This window comes from Streptomyces flavovariabilis, from assembly GCF_000725785.1.
GTDB classification, from domain to species: domain Bacteria; phylum Actinomycetota; class Actinomycetes; order Streptomycetales; family Streptomycetaceae; genus Streptomyces; species Streptomyces hawaiiensis.
Genome location: NZ_JNXD01000031.1, coordinates 1 through 17,216 on the forward strand (window position 1 = coordinate 1; position 17,216 = coordinate 17,216).

19 protein-coding genes and 1 pseudogene are annotated in these 17,216 nt (G+C 68.1%); 11 read left to right on the forward strand and 9 right to left on the reverse strand.

The annotated features are described in order from the left end of the window. The first annotated feature begins 105 nt into the window (after window positions 1-105). Window positions 106-324 carry an ImmA/IrrE family metallo-endopeptidase gene (locus IO24_RS0136540; RefSeq protein WP_031143597.1) on the forward strand — a complete coding sequence of 73 codons (219 nt, stop codon included), beginning with the start codon at window positions 106-108 and terminating at the stop codon, window positions 322-324. Window positions 325-435: 111 nt separating this feature from the next. On the opposite strand, the gene IO24_RS43770 is transcribed toward IO24_RS0136540, so the two are convergent. Next, complete coding sequence (locus tag IO24_RS43770) at window positions 436-1,221, reverse strand: hypothetical protein (RefSeq protein WP_338055608.1); 786 nt, start codon at window positions 1,219-1,221, stop codon at window positions 436-438. Between the two features lie 433 nt (window positions 1,222-1,654). Here IO24_RS43770 and IO24_RS0136545 point away from each other — a divergent pair, with 433 nt between their 5' ends. The 3 genes and pseudogenes from IO24_RS0136545 to IO24_RS47480 all read left to right on the forward strand — a co-directional run bounded on the left by IO24_RS0136545 (window position 1,655) and on the right by IO24_RS47480 (window position 2,955). Continuing rightward, on the forward strand, window positions 1,655-1,924 hold the full coding sequence (locus IO24_RS0136545) for a helix-turn-helix transcriptional regulator (RefSeq protein ID WP_031143599.1): 270 nt from the start codon (window positions 1,655-1,657) through the stop codon (window positions 1,922-1,924). 152 nt (window positions 1,925-2,076) lie between these two features. Further along, window positions 2,077-2,457: pseudogene (locus IO24_RS47475) on the forward strand (DUF6083 domain-containing protein); the annotation flags it as partial. Window positions 2,458-2,730: 273 nt separating this feature from the next. Then, window positions 2,731-2,955, forward strand: coding sequence for a hypothetical protein (locus IO24_RS47480; protein WP_338055610.1), 225 nt, complete (start codon window positions 2,731-2,733; stop codon window positions 2,953-2,955). Window positions 2,956-3,110: 155 nt separating this feature from the next. Here the strand turns inward: IO24_RS47480 and IO24_RS45365 are convergent, their stop codons facing one another. Then, window positions 3,111-3,362, reverse strand: a complete 252-nt coding sequence (locus tag IO24_RS45365; protein WP_031143603.1) for a hypothetical protein — start codon at window positions 3,360-3,362, stop codon at window positions 3,111-3,113. A 151-nt stretch (window positions 3,363-3,513) separates the two neighbouring features. Between IO24_RS45365 and IO24_RS0136560 the strand changes: the two genes are divergently transcribed. Both IO24_RS0136560 and IO24_RS43780 read left to right on the forward strand, forming a co-directional pair. Continuing rightward, window positions 3,514-4,989 carry a UvrD-helicase domain-containing protein gene (locus IO24_RS0136560; RefSeq protein ID WP_031143605.1) on the forward strand — a complete coding sequence of 492 codons (1,476 nt, stop codon included), beginning with the start codon at window positions 3,514-3,516 and terminating at the stop codon, window positions 4,987-4,989. 101 nt (window positions 4,990-5,090) lie between these two features. Further along, window positions 5,091-5,732 carry an amidohydrolase family protein gene (locus IO24_RS43780; protein WP_267886830.1) on the forward strand — a complete coding sequence of 214 codons (642 nt, stop codon included), beginning with the start codon at window positions 5,091-5,093 and terminating at the stop codon, window positions 5,730-5,732. 69 nt (window positions 5,733-5,801) lie between these two features. Here IO24_RS43780 and IO24_RS0136570 read toward each other — a convergent pair whose 3' ends face one another. After that, complete coding sequence (locus IO24_RS0136570) at window positions 5,802-6,665, reverse strand: alpha/beta fold hydrolase (protein WP_031143609.1); 864 nt, start codon at window positions 6,663-6,665, stop codon at window positions 5,802-5,804. A gap of 428 nt (window positions 6,666-7,093) precedes the next feature. On the opposite strand from IO24_RS0136570, the gene IO24_RS0136580 reads away from it, so the two are divergent. Further along, a complete protein-coding gene (locus IO24_RS0136580) occupies window positions 7,094-7,696 on the forward strand; it encodes a TetR/AcrR family transcriptional regulator (RefSeq protein ID WP_031143611.1) in 603 nt (200 codons plus the stop codon). Window positions 7,697-7,970: 274 nt separating this feature from the next. Here the strand turns inward: IO24_RS0136580 and IO24_RS0136590 are convergent, their stop codons facing one another. Both IO24_RS0136590 and IO24_RS0136595 read right to left on the reverse strand, forming a co-directional pair. Next, entirely contained in the window at window positions 7,971-8,543 is a 573-nt protein-coding gene (locus IO24_RS0136590) for a TetR/AcrR family transcriptional regulator (protein WP_031143613.1), read from the reverse strand. 118 nt (window positions 8,544-8,661) lie between these two features. After that, window positions 8,662-9,129 (reverse strand): winged helix-turn-helix transcriptional regulator, encoded by a 468-nt coding sequence (locus IO24_RS0136595; protein ID WP_031143615.1) that lies wholly within the window; start codon window positions 9,127-9,129, stop codon window positions 8,662-8,664. A 90-nt stretch (window positions 9,130-9,219) separates the two neighbouring features. Here IO24_RS0136595 and IO24_RS0136600 point away from each other — a divergent pair, with 90 nt between their 5' ends. Further along, window positions 9,220-9,720 carry a PaaI family thioesterase gene (locus IO24_RS0136600; protein ID WP_031143617.1) on the forward strand — a complete coding sequence of 167 codons (501 nt, stop codon included), beginning with the start codon at window positions 9,220-9,222 and terminating at the stop codon, window positions 9,718-9,720. A 201-nt stretch (window positions 9,721-9,921) separates the two neighbouring features. On the opposite strand, the gene IO24_RS0136605 is transcribed toward IO24_RS0136600, so the two are convergent. Beyond that, window positions 9,922-10,989, reverse strand: coding sequence for an alkene reductase (locus tag IO24_RS0136605; RefSeq protein WP_031143618.1), 1,068 nt, complete (start codon window positions 10,987-10,989; stop codon window positions 9,922-9,924). A gap of 357 nt (window positions 10,990-11,346) precedes the next feature. Between IO24_RS0136605 and IO24_RS47730 the strand changes: the two genes are divergently transcribed. Beyond that, window positions 11,347-11,634, forward strand: coding sequence for a hypothetical protein (locus IO24_RS47730; RefSeq protein ID WP_157851320.1), 288 nt, complete (start codon window positions 11,347-11,349; stop codon window positions 11,632-11,634). A gap of 75 nt (window positions 11,635-11,709) precedes the next feature. Here IO24_RS47730 and IO24_RS0136610 read toward each other — a convergent pair whose 3' ends face one another. Together IO24_RS0136610 and IO24_RS0136615 are read right to left on the reverse strand one after the other, a co-directional pair. Next, window positions 11,710-13,599, reverse strand: coding sequence for a propionyl-CoA synthetase (locus IO24_RS0136610; protein WP_031143619.1), 1,890 nt, complete (start codon window positions 13,597-13,599; stop codon window positions 11,710-11,712). 175 nt (window positions 13,600-13,774) lie between these two features. Then, window positions 13,775-14,686 (reverse strand): alpha/beta hydrolase, encoded by a 912-nt coding sequence (locus IO24_RS0136615; RefSeq protein ID WP_031143621.1) that lies wholly within the window; start codon window positions 14,684-14,686, stop codon window positions 13,775-13,777. On the opposite strand from IO24_RS0136615, the gene IO24_RS47735 reads away from it, so the two are divergent. Then, window positions 14,685-15,170 carry an enoyl-CoA hydratase/isomerase family protein gene (locus IO24_RS47735; RefSeq protein WP_031143623.1) on the forward strand — a complete coding sequence of 162 codons (486 nt, stop codon included), beginning with the start codon at window positions 14,685-14,687 and terminating at the stop codon, window positions 15,168-15,170. The two genes, IO24_RS0136615 and IO24_RS47735, sit on opposite strands and share 2 nt — an antisense overlap. Before the next feature lie 220 nt (window positions 15,171-15,390). On the opposite strand, the gene IO24_RS0136625 is transcribed toward IO24_RS47735, so the two are convergent. Beyond that, complete coding sequence (locus IO24_RS0136625) at window positions 15,391-16,014, reverse strand: TetR/AcrR family transcriptional regulator (protein WP_031143625.1); 624 nt, start codon at window positions 16,012-16,014, stop codon at window positions 15,391-15,393. A gap of 158 nt (window positions 16,015-16,172) precedes the next feature. Between IO24_RS0136625 and IO24_RS0136630 the strand changes: the two genes are divergently transcribed. Further along, window positions 16,173-17,168 (forward strand): NADP-dependent oxidoreductase, encoded by a 996-nt coding sequence (locus tag IO24_RS0136630; protein ID WP_031143627.1) that lies wholly within the window; start codon window positions 16,173-16,175, stop codon window positions 17,166-17,168. The last annotated feature ends 48 nt before the right edge of the window (window positions 17,169-17,216 follow it).

The following is a 17,216-nucleotide window of genomic DNA, read 5'->3' on the forward strand; positions in this document are numbered from 1 at the left end:
AAGGGCAACGGCGTTCACCAGGCCATGCTCGGCATCGCCCGGCTACACAACCTGGCCCTCGCCCGATAACCCACGCCCCATACGGGACAACCTCTAGGCCCTGAGATGGCGCTGAAGGAGAAGCAGACCGCAGCTCTCTCTGGGGAGCTGCTCATCCCCATGACGGCGGCGATCGGCGCGGCTCTGTCGGGCAGGACCGACGAACAGGTGGCGGAGCAGTTCGACGTCAGTTTGCAATTCGCGGCCTGGCGTATGAATGCTTCAGGCGCTCGGAAAATCGCTCAGCGGACGCGTCAGAAGCGAGCGGCGGGAATTCGACGTTAGTCGATCAGGATCCCGCGTCGGCGCTGAGAGTGAGAGCGATGCCCCACGGCGCCTCGGCGCGGATGTTTGCGATATCGACGTTGCTTGTGACGGACCGTCGATGTCTGCCAGTCACCGACGAGTCGTTCCTTCGCATCCACGCTCGCCGGGCTCTGTCAGTGTCCAGTACAGATCTCCCGACGCCGACTGCACGCTCCAGGAGCTGATGTGCCCTGCGGCCGTCAATTGGTCAAGTGCATCCGTGAAATCCGTTGCGGCCAGCCCGCACTCGCGTGCCAGCTGATCCACTTCAGCTGTTCCATGGGTGCTCTCGGGAGCGGTATGGGCCTTGATACACATGGCAATGAGCTGGGAAAACGGGGCGCAGCCCATGCGGATGCCGCAAGCGGCTCGCAGCGCCCAGTCTGCGGCAGCGAGCCGGTCGGGACGGGCCGGGCATTGGGCGAAGAGCCCGACGTCGAGGAGCTGGATGACCACAGCGCGTGCGTTGGAGTGCGACGTGGGCAGGGTTGCGCATAGCCATCGTGCCTGGTGGAGATCCCGCCAGGAATCCGTGGCAGGTTCCAATCGAAGGCTGCGCAGTACCCCGAGCGGCAAGCGGACTTGAGCTGAGTCGTTCATGCGCAAGGCGCATTGCAGGGCGATCAGTCGGGCGGCAGGGCTGGTCTCAGTCGGCAGCGCGGAGGCGAGGTAGTTGAGCATCTCCCGCACCCGGGTCTGCCTGTCCGGGCCTCTGGGGCTTCGGTGCTTTCGACGGATGTCCGCATGCGCCGGCGGCGCCGTCGCAGCGTTGATGAACGTGTCGGGAACGACGGCCGCTTGTGAAGTAGCGGCGGCGCAGGCCGTGCACGCGTCCGCGAGGCGCCACAGCCGTCCGCCTCGCTCGCGTGCGAGCACGAGCCGGATGGGCCCACCGCAGCCTCGATGGCGCGAGTGCCAGCTGCAGCCGCGCTCGTGGCACTGGCAGGTACGAAGGTGGGCAGGGAGGAGATCGCGGCGAGCGTGTCGTGCCAGGTGGGCCAGGAGCTCCGACCGAGCGGACGTGCCGCTGAGCAGTCGGTCGCTGTGGGAGCACTGCTGGCATACGAGGATCGGTCCGCCGGGCTGCGGGCGCAGTTCCACGGTCCAGGCGCACCGGACGCCGGGTCGTGTCGTGCAAAGCCTCATGGGGGGCGTGTTCCTCCCGTCATGTCTGCGCCGTACCCGCAGAGGGTGGGGTGGCCCGCACACGGTAGTGCAGACCTCTGCCCTTCACTTGATGGTGTCACCTGCAGAAATAGGGCAGAGGTCTGCACTGACAGGGCAGTGGTCTGCACCGTCGGATTGTCGGGTGACGATCTTCCCGCCCGACCCGGATTTCGAGGCGCTGCGTCTGGAGCTTGCCCGGCTGCGGGCGGCGCGCGGCTGGACCTATGACGAGCTCGCTGCTCGAAGCGGCCTGGCCAGAAGGACCCTCATCGAGATTGAGCAGGGGCGCACCATCGGCACTCTCAAGACCTGGCACGCCCTCGCCCATGCCTTGAACACTCCACTCGACGAGCTCTTCGGAGCCGTGTGTGAGGGGCACGAGCCCCCGGGGCCGACCGGCGGTGACCGTTGACTGGGAGGGCTCGCGCCAATCACCCGGACCGGCGAAGCGACACGAACCTCTGATCGACAACTCGAATGTGCGTTTCACGGAATGGGGCTGTTCGAGGGACTCTCCAGCCTTGGCGCTGTGGATGCGGCGTGTTGCCTGGCACCTTCGCACGCATGCGTTCTTCATCCACACCGCGGCACTGGGACGGCAGCCCCGCTGTCGCCTACCCCCGACGCTCACTGCGTATCGAGCACGACAGCCCAAGTCGGCTTCTCCGCTGCGCTCAGCGTGATCGCTGCCGAGAGTGCGGCAACCCGGTCGAGTGGTACCACCGCAGCTTTGCGCGGCCCGTCCGCCTGCACCCCCGGGAAGTGCCTGCGGCCGAGGTGCCCGCCGCCTACCGTTGGCACGTCAGCTCTGGTGTCGCCCATCCGGCCGGCGATGGCAGAGCCTGGTGCCGCCTGGCTCACGCCCCAGTCTGTCCCGCTCGCGACGCTGCGCCCGAAGCCTCCGCGCTGGATGGGCTGCGCCGGGATCTGGCCCTGCACACACGCCGTCTGATTGACACCGGCGTGTTCACCCCGATCACCCCTTCGAGCCGGCCAATGGCACAACCGGACGGCTGCCGACCCGCCAGACCCGTAGTGCAGTTCCTGTATGTCCGCTACCTCGCTGCGCAACCTGTGGACGAAATCCAGTGCGTGGCGCAGACGCGGCATCGGGACCGCTGCTCGCAGAGGCTGCTCACTGCGGACGGCCCCGTGGGCGTCTGGAGGCTGGTACCCGCTACGGCCACACGGGGGCAACTGGCCTTGCCCTGTGAGCTCATGGCTGTGTATGACCTCACCGCCCTGCCCTACGCCGAGCAGCTGCGCTGGCGCATGCAGCGCTGTTCCACCCACACCGCAACCCAGTCAGCAGCGGACCTCGCGCTGGCCGACTGGGAGCCCTTCGACCCCATGCTCCACCGCGCGCACATCCACAACCGCCTGCCGAACCACGTCCGTCGTCCGCGCCCGACGCACCACGAGAATGGAACGGCTGGGTCGTGACCTCGCACCATGGCATTGAAATCCTGCTGACCAGGCCAGCCACCAATGGCGAGCTCCACCGAGCTCGTCGTACGGTGTCACTCGCAGCGAACGCCGACCGCACCCGGTTGATGGCCGTCCAGCCGGCCAGGACCCCCGGCCGCGCGCTGCGGTCACTACGGCGACGGCTGCACCACCTTCTGCCCATCGATGTCCTGACCACCCACTACCCCGACCAGCACGGGCAGGTCCTTCTCAATCTCGAGTTCAGCCGTACCGCGCGAGCGGCGATCCGCCAGGCCGCGACCGCCAGAGGACAGCGCCCCGGAGACTTCGTCGCCCGGAGCCTGACCGCAGCCCTCGATCGGAACGAGAGAGAACGCTCCCTGCAACTGACGTCGCAACTCGAAGGCCTGCTCGCTCTCCACTCCTCCGAGGACGTACTGGCTTGCACAGCCCACATCCTGCTCCGTCGTCGTGGTCCAGCCGTATCTGACTCGTACGCCGCCGGCCGCGCTGGGCGGAGCCAGTCGCACGCGCACCCGAACCCTTAGCCCTTCTCCCTCCGTGGAGCCCTTGTTGCACACGCCCACAGACGAACAGGCTCACGCTGTCGAAGCATTCCGAGATGGCCATCACCTCGTACTGCAGGCCGGCGCCGGCACAGGAAAGACCAGCACGCTGAGCCTGCTCGCCGCGAGCACCAAACGCCGAGGGCGCTACCTCGCCTTCAACAAGGACATCGCACACGACGCCTCCGCACGCTTCCCGCGATCCGTGATGTGCAAGACCGCCCACGCCACGGCCTACGCAGCCCTTGGCCACCGCTTCGCTCGCAGACTCAACAGCCCCCGCCAACCCGCGTGGAAGATCGGGCAGGCCCTCGGCATCACCTCTCCTGTCCGAATCGGAGATCACGAGATCAGCCACAGGACGTTGTCACACAGCGTCCTGCGCACGGTGACCCGCTTCTGCCACTCGGCTGATCGCACGCTGACTTCTCACCACGTACCCGCGCTGCGCGGCCTGAGTGCGCCGGACGAACATGCCCGCCTCGCCGAGGTCGTGACGTCGTTCGCGGACAAGGCGTGGGGAGACCTGCAGAATCCCGAGCAGGGCGTGGTCCGTTTCGAGCATGACCACTACCTGAAGATGTGGGCCCTCACCGAACCAAAGATCGACGCCGACTTCCTCTTCCTCGACGAAGCACAGGACACCAACCCCGTCCTGGAACAGGTCTTCGCCGCTCAACGTGCCCACACCCAGCTGGTCTTGGTCGGCGACTCCGCACAGGCGATCTACGGCTGGCGCGGAGCCCGGGACATCATGACAGGCTTCGAAGCCACCCACCTCACCCTGACTCGATCCTTCCGCTTCGGCCCCCTCCTTGCCGAACAAGCCAACCGGTGGCTCGCGTTCACCGACGCGCCCATCCGACTGACAGGCACCGAGGCGATCCCGACGAAGGTCGGTCTCGTCGCCTCCCCGGACGCGGTGCTGTGCCGCACCAACATCGGGGCCATGACCGAGGTCATGCGACTGCTGGCCGCCGGCCACCGCGTCGCGCTGACGCGGGGAGGGCATACGCTCGTCGCGCTGGCGCTGGCTGCACGGGACCTCAAAGACGGCCGTCGCACCGCCCACCCAGAACTCGTTCTCTTCGCCTCCTGGGGCGAGCTGCAGGAGTACGCGGATCACGATCCGGCCGGCCGCGATCTGCAGCCTTTCGTAGAACTTGTCGACCAGCACGGACCCGACGCCATCATCACCGCGGTCCACGCACTGACCGACGAGGGCAAGGCCGACGTCACGGTCTCCACGGCCCACAAGGCCAAAGGCCGGGAATGGCCCGCGGTCAAGATCGCCGATGACTTCCCCCCGCCCCCGGACAGCGATCAACACGACGACCGTGGTCGCCCGATCCCGGAACCCGTGAGTGAAACGGACGCCCGCCTCGCCTACGTTGCCGTGACACGCGCCCGCAGTCGGCTCGATCTCGGTGGTCTTGCGTGGATCGACCTCATTCCAGCCGCCTCGGACGGAGTGGTTCAGTGAGCGGAGGCGACCGGCGGGGCGGTAGCTTCGTCCGTGGGGAGTGCGGGGTATCGAGTTTCCTGTGCGAGGGTCTCGGGGGTCACGGCGACGACGGCGATGCCGTGGGCGCTTCCCGTGAACATGCCTCGGCACGGACAACTCCTACCTGCTCCAGGCCCTCGGCAAGGCGCCGGGGCCCCCTCCGCGGCGTGGCCGTCATAGACCCCGGACGTCGGGGGGAAGAGCTCGACCGGCCCGTGGAGACGGGTGCGTGCGGGATCCGCCTCAACCTGATCAGCGGCCCAGTGCCCCCGCTGGAAGATCGGCTCTGGCAGCGACTGGTGCACGAACTCGCCGCCCTTGGCCTCTACTTGGAAGTCCAGGCACAGCAACGCCAGTGGGAGGAGCTGGAACCCTGGCTGCTCGGCTGGCCCGGCGCGGTGGTTGTCGATCATCGGGGGCTGCCGGCGGCCTTGTCTCTGTCCTACCCCGGATCCGCTGCGCTCTCCCGCCTGCTGGCCGGACAGCACGTATGGGCGAAGGCGGCCGTGCCTTGTCGTGCAAATGGCCGTGCCTACAGCACCCCGACCTGGCTCACGGCGGAACTCAACCCCACCGAAGCCCTGCGGATACTGTGCGCCAACCCAGCGCGACTGTTTGCTTGGACACCCTTTCGTCGCGCGGCCGACGACGACGTGCAGGGCCGCACTCAGGCACGGCTGAGCAGGGGGCCGCCTTCCACGGCCAGGGCCGGCGAACGGTGACGGCCGAGCTGACGTTTCCGAGGGCGTTGTGCGAGCGTGAAGGTGCGGGCAGCGCGGCTTGGCTCGGGCTCAGGACCCAAGAAACTCGAGTGCCCTTGCCACGAATTCATCGTGGTACTGGAAGATCCCCCCGTGTCCGGCATCCGGGTAGAGGGGCACGAGTTCGCTCCTGGGCAGGCGGGCGGCCAGGTCGAGTGTGTTGTGGCTGGGCACCATGCGGTCGTTCTCGCCGTTTGCCACGAGCACCGGTTGGCGAATCTCCGACAGGTCCGACGGCGCCTGACGGCCCCATTGTCTGATGGCCTTCAGCTGGGCTCGGAACGCCGGCAACGAGATGTCCTTGTCGCGGTGGTGCGTGCGCTCCTTCAGCCGTTCGAGCAAGGCCCGTCCCGCCCGCCGACCGCCCTCGGTTTCGGTGAAGAAGAGGGAGAGCTTGGGATCCTGGCGGGTCAGGGCGCCCTTGAGCGTGGCCTGGAGGGTGAGCGCCGGGACCTTGTCGATGCCGGGGCCGCCGGCGGGGCCTGTGCCCGCCAGGATGACCTTGCGGATGAGGCGAGGTTCCTGTTCCGCGATGACCTGTGCGATGAAGCCGCCCATCGACAGGCCGAGCAGATCGACCTGGTCGAACCCGAGTGCCCGGATGAACAGCACCGCGTTGCGCGCCATCGCCTCGATCGTGTCCGGCGTGGAGCCGCTCGATCCGCCCACCCCGCGGTTGTCGAAGGCGATGACCCGGCGTCGTGCGGCGAGTCCGTCGATGACGCGCGGGTCCCAGTTGTCCAGGACCCCGGCCAGGTGAATCAGGAGGATCAGCGGTACGCCGTCCTCAGGGCCGAGTTCCCGGTAGGCGAAGTCCTCGCCGCGGACGGACACGGAGCGGGTCGGCGCGTTCTGGTACGACGACGAGGGCGGTGAATTCCGCGGTGTGTTCATGTCCAGGTCCTTCTGTAGCGAGTTTCAAGGACGGAGTTCTCTTCGCCGGCGCCCGATGCACTGCACCGACACTGTCGACCAGGTCCCACAGTGGCGGGTACCGACCCATGTCAGCCGGCTCGTTCTGATCACCACCGGCATCCGTCTCGCCGAGCACTAAGGCGGCGCTGACCGAAGGTCATTACATTACAATCATAATACTGTGAGCGGAGACGATGGATCGCAAGCGAGCCCTCGCAGTCGACCGGACTTCATGACGCGCAATGAACACCCCCGAGCGAGGGGGTACCGCGCGACCCGGCATGGCACCTCGCCGCCGAACGGGCAGCCACTGGGGCCTCGAATCTATTGAAGTACGATCGAAATGCAATATGACGAGGGCGCCCGCCAAGAGCAGGCAGCCCCTCCGACGAGGAAAGGAGCGCGCGGTGCGCTACGGGAAAGAGCACAAGCAGGCGACCCGGCAACGGATCATCGAGGCGGCCGGACGCCGGTTCAAGCGGGACGGCATCGACGGCTCGGGCATCTCAACCCTCATGACGGACGCGGGGCTGACAAACGGCGCCTTCTACACCCATTTCACGTCGAAAGATGACCTCGTGGCCACCGCGGTCGCCGACCAATTGCAGGCGCAGAACGCGAGCATCGTCGCGCAGGCGGCACCCGGTCGCGCAGGACTTGAGCAGATCGTGCGCTGGTACCTGTCCGCCCAGCATCGCGACAGCTCCGACGACGGCTGCCCCTCCGCCGCCCTGCTCGACGAAATCCGGCGCTGCACAGACCCGACCAAGCAGGCTTACACCGACGGCGTACTGATAGTCATCGACGGCATCGCCGCCCGCCTGGCACCCGACGATCCCCTCTCGGTCCGCACCAAGGCGCTCGGCGCCTACGCCATGATGGCCGGGACACTCCAGCTCTCCCGAGCCCTCACCGACCGGCAGCTTGCCGACGAACTGCTCGAACAGGGCATCCACAACGCCTTCGCCCTGCTGGGCGTGGAGCATGGGCACTCCAGCCCCGCGATGTGACACACCCGCACCCCCTTGGATAATTCCGACCCAGAACTCGGTCGACCTGGCGCGGCGAGTGCCGAACGGCGAGTTGGTCCTCTACCCCGACGCCGGCCATGGCGGCATCTTCCAGTTCCACGGGCAGTTCGTGGAGACGGCTCTCGAGTTCCTCGAGCGGTAAAAGGCGTGCGTGCGGTCGTAATCTGGGCCGAGGGTGGTGCCTCAGGGCCGTGGCGCCCTTTGGGTGAGCGGCTCGAGGCACCCGTTCACTGACGCGACCTCGCCTTCCGCCTCACCCCATGAACGCGAGAGCGTTCTCGATCCCCAACTCAAGGACCTCATCGGCGCGCTTCTGGTCGGACAGGGCGCGGGACAGCTGCATCGTCCCCACCAGCATGGTGAACAGCCCGATGGCCTTGGCCTGAGCGGACCGAGGGTCCTCGGGTGTCAGGCGGGCGGAGATCTCCTCCAGGATGGCCCGCGCGCCGTCGCTGTAGGCCTGCCTGGTCCCGTCCTCGCAGCGGCCGATCTCGTCGAGAAGGGCGGCGGAGGGGCATCCGAGGCCGGGGTGGTCCCGGTGCTCGGGGGACAGGTACTCGCGAATGAGGTCCTCGAGTCCCGGGCGGCCGGGCCGCAGGGTGTCGTACATCGTGACCTGCGTGTGCAGTTCCTCGGCCACGACATGGGCGACGAGGTCGTCCTTGGACGCGAAGTGGGCGTAGAAGGCTCCGTTGGTGAGCCCCGCGTCCGCCATCAGCGTGGAGATGCCCGAGCCGTCGATGCCGTCCTGCTTGAACCGGTGGCCGGCCTTCTCGATGATGCGTCGCCGCGTCACCTGCTTGTGCTCCTTGGCGTAGCGCACCACGAGCTTCCTCCGTTCGCTCCGTAGGGCCCATGCTTCGCACTCAAGGGTAATCCATGGCCTGACGCACGTAATATCATGTCCGGCGTGCCCATGTCCGGCGTCGACATGTCCGGCGTGCTCACGGCCGGATGCGGGCACCGGGTCCGAGTCGGGCGGTGACTTCCGCGGCGGTAAGGGTGGAGTGCTCCGCGGAACACTCGACGACGACGCGGACCGGGGCGTCGCAGTCGGCGTGACGGACGTCCAGTACGGGCCCCTCGGGGCCGAGTGCGTATGCCTCGCCCCACTGGCTCAGCGCCATCAGGACAGGCCACAGATCCCAGCCCTTGCGGGTCAGGCGGTACTCGTTGCGGGAGCGGCTGCCCGGCTCCCGGTAGGGGACGGTCTTCAGGATGCCGGCCGCGATCAGCTTCCGGAGGCGGTCGCTGAGGACGGCCTCGGACAGGCTGATGTGGCGGTGGAAGTCGTCGAAGCGGCGGACTCCGTTGACGGCGTCCCGCAGGATCAGCAACGTCCATTTCTCTCCGACCACGTCGAGCGTGCGCTGGACGGGGCAGTTCTCCGTGCTCGCCTCAAGCCACTCCATCCCGTCATCGTAAGGGTCTGGCTTCGTCATTGACAGTCAGGTGGCGGGAAACTAGCTTCGTTTTCAAAAGTCAGATGGAGGTGCCCGGTCGTGGGACGAACGCGTACGTATCAATGGGAAGATCCCGCGATCCTGGCGGAAGCCGCCGGACGCATGGCCGGTATCGACTTCCTGCGTGAGTTGCAGGCGGGGCGACTGCCGGGGCCGCCCATCAACTACTCCATCGACTTCACTCTGAGCGAGGTGGAGCCCGGCAGAGCGGTCTTCTCCCTGACACCGGGTGAGGAGCACTACAACCCGATCGGCAGCGTGCACGGCGGCATCTTCGCCACCCTGCTCGACTCGGCGGCTGGTTGCGCAGTCCAGTCGACCCTTCCCCAGGGCGTTGCGTACACCTCGCTCGACCTCACGGTGAAGTTCCTGCGACGGATCACCGTGGACACGGGTACGGTACGCGCCATCGGCACGGTGGTCAGCCAGGGCCGTCAAACCGCCCTGGCTCAGGCGCAGTTGGTCGACGGCACGGACCGTCTGCTCGCCCATGCCACCAGTAGCTGCATGCTCTTCCCGGTGCCTCCCTCGCAGGGGTGAGCCTCGGCGGCGACCGGTATCGGTCTGGGCCGTGATGCCGGACTCCCTCGATCGCGGCGCAGAACGCCGGGGTGTGAGGTGAAACCGCTGCGGCGCACGTCGGTCGCGGCCCGTAACTCCTCGGGTCGCCGACTCCGTGCGCCGCAGCTGTGTCGAGGCGCCCGAAGGTGGTGGTTCCCTCGGGCACCGGGCTGCTCTTCGTCAGGCGGCGTGGGTGGGGTAGTCGGTGTAGCCGGCCGCGCCGCCGCCGTAGAAGGTGGCGGGGTCGGGGGTGTTCAGGGGGGCGCCGGAGCATACGCGCTCGACGAGGTCGGGATTAGCGAGGGCCATGGTGCCGACGGTGACGACGTCGGCCAGACCATCTTCGACGTCCTTGGCGCGGGTGGCGATGTCGGCACCGGCCCGGTTGAGGATCAGGGAGGTGGGCCACAGCTTGCGGAGGGTGTGCAGGAGTTCCTCGTCGCCGCCGTGGCCGATGTGCAGGTAGGCGAGGTTGAGGGGGGCGAGGGCGCGCAGGAGGTGCGGGTAGAGCTCGTGCGGGTCGCTCTCCGTGAGGTCGTTGAGCTTGAAGGGGTTGCCGGGAGAGATCCGGATGCCGGTGCGGCCGGCGCCGATCTCGTCGGCCACGGCCGTGGCGACCTCCACCGCGAAACGGATGCGGTTGTCGAGGGAGCCCCCGTACTGGTCGGTGCGCTGGTTGGTGCTGGGGAAGAGGAACTGGTTGACCAGGTAGCCGTTGGCCCCGTGGATCTCGACGCCGTCGGCGCCGGCCGCGATGGCGGCCGCGGCGGCGCGCCGGAAGTCGTCGACCGTCGCGGCGACCTCCTCGGTGGACAGCTCGCGCGGCTCCGGCATCTCCTGGAGCCCGGACGGGGTGAACGTCTGGCCGGCCGGCTTGATCGCGGAGGGTGCCACCGGCTGCCGGTGGTGGGGGGTGTTGTCCGGGTGGGAGATGCGCCCGGTGTGCATCAGCTGGATGACGATGCGTCCGTCGGCCTTGTGTACGGCGTCGGTTACCTTGCGCCAGCCTGCGATGTGATCCTCGGTGTAGATACCCGGGGTCACCGGGTAGCCCTGTCCGTCGGCGGAGGGCTGGGTGCCCTCGGTGATGATGAGCGCGTGCGAGGCGCGCTGGGCGTAGTACTCGGCGTTCAGCTCGGTCGGCACGCCGTCCGGGGTGGCCCGGCTGCGGGTCAGGGGTGCCATGGCCAGCCGGTGCGGCAGGGCGATCTCTCCGACGACGGTCGGGTTCCACAGGGCGTTGAGCATGGGTGATTCCTCAGGTGATGGGTGGTGGTTCCGAAAGGGCGGGGGCGGACATCGCGTGGACGTGGACACCGGGCTCTTCTGCTTCCGGGTCCGAAGACGCGCCCGCCCTGCGCACGCCGGCCGAGTCCGAGCCGGCACCGGCCTATCAAATTACGATCGTAATGCTATGTGGTCGGGTGGGCTGTGACAAGTGGGTCCCTGCTTCGCGCACGAAGTCGCGCGGTGCAGCTCGCGCAAGAACCTCACGCCAGAGCGGATGGGAGTTCCGCAACGCCAGCTGGAATCGCCTGCTCCGCCCAGATGACACTTGCCCTCGCGGTTGTGCCGTGTGCCCCAGTGTTCGGTGGGGTGGGCGACGTGGAGCAGGCCGCGGCCGCCCTCGTCGAAGTCCCGGGCACGGCGCAGGTGCGGGGCGGTGCTGGTGGCGTCGGAGACTTCGCACGTCAGGGCGGACTGAAGGATCATCCGCAGTTTGATGGGGTTCTTGCCGTAGCGGATGGCGGTCGTCACCAGTTCGCTGACCACGAATTCGGTGGTGAAGGCCAGTTCTTCCAGCCCTCAGGCGGGTCAGTTGATCGGATGGCCTGGACACGGGCCGTGGAGACGACTGCCGGGTCGCTGGGAAGACCCCAGGTCGCGACATGATCGGCGTCAAAGGCTCCGGTGGGGCAGTCCGCCGGGCGCGCCCGCCCACCGTAAGCCAGGGAAGGCGACAGTCGATCACGGGGTGTGACCGGCGCGGCGGAGAACAGGGCGCAGGGCCTCGATGACACCGGGGTCGTCCACCGTGGAGGGGATGGGTTCGTCGTGCCCGTCGGCGATGCCGCGCATCGTCTTGCGCAGGATCTTGCCCGAGCGGGTCTTGGGCAGGGCGGCTACTACCGCGACGTCCTTGAGGGAGGCGACGGCACCGATGCGCTCGCGCACGAGCTGGACGAGTTCGGCCTCGACCTCGCCCGGTTCGCGGTCGACGTCGGCTTTCAGGACGACGAAGCCGCGCGGTACCTGCCCCTTCAGGGCGTCGGCGACGCCGATGACGGCGCATTCGGCGACGTCGGGATGAGCGGCCAGGGCCTCTTCCATGCTGCCGGTGGACAGGCGATGTCCGGCGACGTTGATGACGTCGTCGGTGCGGCCCATGACGAAGACGTAGCCGTCGTCGTCGATGTGACCGCTGTCGCCGGTCAGGTAGTAGCCGGTGTAGGCGGAGAGGTAGGAAGCGACGTAGCGGTCGTCGTCCTGCCAGAGCGTGGGCAGTGCGCCGGGCGGCAGCGGGAGCCGCACGACGATCGCGCCGTCGACGCCTGCGGGCACCGGCTCGCCCGAAGCGTCGAGGACCCGGACGTCCCATCCCGGCAGCGGGCGGGTGGGAGACCCGGGCTTGAGGGGAGCCGCCTCGATGCCCACCGGGTTGGCGACGATGGGCCAGCCGGTCTCGGTCTGCCACCAGTGGTCGATCACCGGGATGCCCAGCAGATCGCTCGCCCAGTGGTAGGTCTCGGGATCGAGGCGCTCGCCGGCGAGGAAGAGGTGGCGCAGGCCGGTCAGGTCGTAGCCCGCGGTGAGCGTTCCGCTCGGGTCCTCCTTTCTGATAGCCCGGAACGCGGTGGGTGCCGTGAACATGGTCCTGACCCCGTACTCGGCGGCAACGCGCCAGAACTGGCCCGCGTCCGGGGTGCCCACCGGCTTGCCCTCGTACAGCACCGTCGTCGCGCCGACCAGCAATGGCGCGTAGACGATGTACGAGTGCCCGACGACCCAGCCGACATCGGAGCCGGTGAACATCGTCTCGCCCGGGCCCACGTCGTAGACGGCCCCCATCGACCAGTGGAGGGCGACCGCGTAGCCGCCGCAGTCACGCACGACTCCCTTGGGTTTTCCGGTGGTTCCGGAGGTGTAGAGGATGTAGAGGGGGTCGGTTGCGGGGACGGGAACACAGTCGGCCGGCGGCGCGGCAGCCACCAGATCGGCCCAGTCGAGATCGTGAGGCCCCAACTCGGCCCTCTCCTGCGGACGTTGCAGGATCACGCTCTTCTCCGGCTTGTGGGCCGCGAGTCCGATCGCCTGGTCGAGCAGGGGCTTGTAGGCGATGACCCGCTTGCCTTCGATGCCGCAGGAGGCGGACACGACCACCTTGGGGGCGGCGTCGTCGATGCGGAGGGCCAGCTCGCGCGGGGCGAACCCGCCGAAGACGACCGAGTGGACCGCGCCGCTACGTGCGCAGGCCAGCATCGCGACAACGGCCTCGGGGACCATCGGCATGTAGATCACTACACGGTCGCCGTGCTCGACACCGAGCCGCGCGAGTGCGCCGGCGAAAGCCGCCACCTCGTCCCTCAGCTGGACATAGGTGTAGGTGCGCCGGGTGTCGGTCACGGGTGAGTCATAGATGAGCGCAGCCTGTTCACCGCGGCCGGCCTCGACGTGCCGGTCGACCGCGTTGAAACAGACGTTGAGCCGCCCGTCGGGAAACCAGCGGTAGAAGGGTGCGCCAGAGGAGTCCAGGGCGCGTCGCGGAGCGACATCCCAGTCGATGCCCTCCGCCGCCTTCAGCCAGAAGTTCTCCGGATCCTCGATACTCGAGCGGAAGACATCCTCGTACGTTCCCATCGCGCACTCCTTTGTGGCATCAAGGGACGGTGGTGGGGCTGCTTGCGGAACGGTGTCGGACACAAGGACCGCATGCCGGCCTACATGGTCGAGCAGGATGCCGACGACCGGCGGACCGGTCACCGGCATCGCGGCGGTCCGGCCGAAAGGCCGCTCCGCCCGGTGTGGCTTCAGCTCACGCGCCGAGGTGCTTGCGGAGCCACTGGCCCATCTGCTGGATCGCCTGGTCCACCTCGGGTACGCGCCCGGCGCCCAGGACGAACGAGTGCTGCCCTTCGGGCAGCGGGTGGACCTCGGAGGTGACCTTGAAGTCCGCGAGGCGGCGGCCGAGTTCGGCGCCGTCATCGGCGAGGGTCTCGTACTCGCCGTAGTGGACGGTCGTGGGCGGCAGGCCGGTCAGATCGGCGTTCGCGATGCTGATCGCGGGGTCGGTGAAGTCCACGGCGGGGTCCTGCAGCCAGGCTCCTCGGAAGAGTTCGAGGGTGCTCCTGCTGAGCATCTTGTCGTTGTCCTCGTTCTCGTCCACCGACGCGTTCTGGATGGTGAGGTCGGTCCACGGTGAGACGCTGACGATCGCGCCCGGCGTCGCCTCGCCCTTCGCGAGCAGGCGCAGCGGGAGCATCACCGCGAGTGTGCCGCCGATCGAGTGACCCGTGCTGCCGATGTTCCGCGGCTCGTAGCCCTGCGAGAGGAGCCAGCGGTAGGCGGTCTCGGCGTCGTCGAGCTGGGCGGGGTAGGGGTGTTCGGGTGCCAGGCGGAAGTCCACGACGAGGGAGCGGGCTCCGGCGGCCTTGGCGATGTGGCCGGCGGCCTTGCGGTCCGAGTGCATGGAGGCGGTGACGGATCCGCCGAAGTGGAAGTGGAGCAGTGCCTTGTCGGGGTCGGCGCCCTCGGGGATGGCCCACAGGGCGGGGACGCCGCCCGCGTCCACCTCGGCGTACGTGACGCCCTCCGGCTCTGTCGACGCCTTGTGGTTCGAGTCCACGATGTCGCGGACGATGGCCAGGTCGAGGCCCGGCGTCGAGGACTTCGCGCTCACGCTCGCGAGGAACTCCGCGAACTCGTGTGCCTCTTGGCTTACTCCCATGGTGCTGCTCCTTCGCAGGTTGCTGCCACGCCCACGTCCCGCGTGCAGCCAGGTTGATGTGGTGGTCCTGACGCTACTGTCTGGGTATAGCAAAGTAAACCCAGAAGAAATCGGGATCACCTCTGGTTGCGGGGGCGCGGCGGCGCTGTGCGGGAGACCCCCCGACGCCGGCGTCGACGCGCTCTCCGCTTCGCCGCAGAGATTGGAGATCACTCACGCCCTGCTGGCCCGGGGCAGGCAGCAGACGTTGCGCGAGTGTCTTGACACCGAACTCACTCTCGCGCGCACGACCATCCGCACGCCGGACTTCCTGGAGGGCGTCCGAGCGGCCTTGGTCGACAAGGACGCAGTCCCACCTGGGAACGCGAGGCGCAGGGTGGGCAGGCGCTGCTGGCCTGAGCATGTGCGCCGTGAGCAGGTTCTCGGAGCTGACCGGGGCGAGGCGGAGCTTGTCGAAATCAGCGCGTGGTTCGATCGGTTGTAACGCACTTGACCGGGTGTGCAGGGTTATGGACAGGGTTAGCGGCTGTCCGGTGTCCGGACTGCCGGACTGTCGCACTGCCGGACAGGATGTGCTTGCCGAGTTGCGCGGCGCGGATCGCGGCGACGTACCCGCGGTTCCGGCGCCGATGGTGACGACGCCGTAGTGCGTGCTCACGAAGTGCCCCCGTTCCGGGGAGATGGTCGGCTCGTGGAGCGAGCGGTCATGCGGCGCGGATGTGCGGCGCCAGGGTGGCGTGGATCTGGTCGCGGATGTCGGCGAGCACGGCTTCGTCGCTGCGGTGCAGGCCCACGGTGGCGGTGGTGCTGATGTGGATGATCGCGGTGATCACCCGCGCCAGCGTTGCCGCGTCGGCGGCACCGATGTCCTCGTCGCGGGTGAGCAGACCGGTGATGCCGTCCTCGAGGCGGCCGGCAAGAGTCAGGCCCGCTTGCCGGTAGGGCTCGGCCGGGTCGCCGAAGACGAGTTCGCGCAGGTATGCGCGGCCGTTCTCGATGTGCTCCCTCACGCACTCCACCACGGGGCGGATGAGAGCGATGACCCGCTCCAGCGGGCCCTGTCCGACGGCGGCGTTCGCGGCGGCGAGGCCGGAATCGACGGCGGCGGCGAACTTCTCGTTCTGCACCATGATCAGCAACTCGGCCTTCGTGGACGCGTACAGGTAGAGCGTCCCGATGGCGACATCGGCCCGGCGGGCGACCTGCTGCGTCGTGACCCCGTCGACGCCGTGTTCGACGAACAGCTCGCGGGCGGCGGTCATGATGCGCTCGCGCTTGTCCTGTTTGGCCCTCTCGCGGCGCCCGATCGGCATGTGACCGCCCCCCATGGGGACCTCCCTTGACAAATAATTCTGAGTGGACTCATAGTTGAGTGTACTCGGATTAGCCGAATGGGGCGAGGTTGCGGGGTCCCTGGATGTCGCGCCGGGTTCGCCGATCCAGTCTCAGACCTGGATAAATAGGACAAGTAATAGGAGTGCGCCCCATGCGAGCGTTCGTCGTCACCAAGTACAAGGGGCCGCTGCAGGAGGCGGACGTCCCCGAGCCCACCGTGGGGGAGCACGACGTGCTTGTGCGAGTGGAGGCCGCCGGGCTGAACCCGCTGGACGAGAAGATCCGCGCCGGTGAGTTCAAGCAGATCCTGCCCTACCAGCTGCCGCTGATCCTGGGCAACGACGTAGCGGGCACCGTCATCACCGTCGGGACGGCGGTTCGCGGCTTAAAGCCCGGAGACGAGGTCTACGCCCGGCCCGACCAGGACCGCATCGGTACGTTCGCCGAGCGGATCGCCGTGGCGGAGGGCGACCTGGCGCTCAAGCCCGCTTCCATCAGCATGGAAGAGGCCGGCTCACTGCCGCTGGCGGCGCTCACGGCATGGCAGGCTCTGGTGGAGCGCGGGAAGGTGCGGCCAGGGCAGAAGGTTCTCATCCACGCCGGCGCCGGCGGGGTCGGTTCGATCGCGATCCAGCTCGCCACGCACCTCGGCGCGAGCGTCGCCACCACCGCCAGCGGCTCCAACGCGGACTTCGTGCGCGCGCTCGGCGCGGACACGGTGATCGATTACCGCACCCAGGACTTCGAGCAGCTCCTGACCGGCTACGACCTGGTGCTGGACAGCCTCGGTGGGGAGACTCTCGAGAAGTCCCTGCGGGTCCTCAAGCCCGGCGGCAAGGCCATCGGGATCACCGGTCCCCCGGACCCCGCGTTCGCCCGCGAGGCCGGCCTGAACCCGCTGCTGCGCCTCGCGGTCACAGGCTTGAGCCGAAAGATCCGCAAGCAGGCGAAGAAGCTCGGCGTGACATACGAGTTCCTGTTCATGCGCGCCAGCGGCGACCAGCTCCGCCAGATCACCACCCTCATCGACCAGGGCGCGATGCGCCCGGTCGTGGGAAAGGTGTTCCCCTTCGACCAGACCCCGCACGCGCTGCAGTCCCTGTCCCAGGGCGGCATCCGCGGCAAGGCCGTCATCGCCAACAGCTGACCCGCCGCAACCGCGACGGGCGGCACGAAACACATAGCGACACAGAAC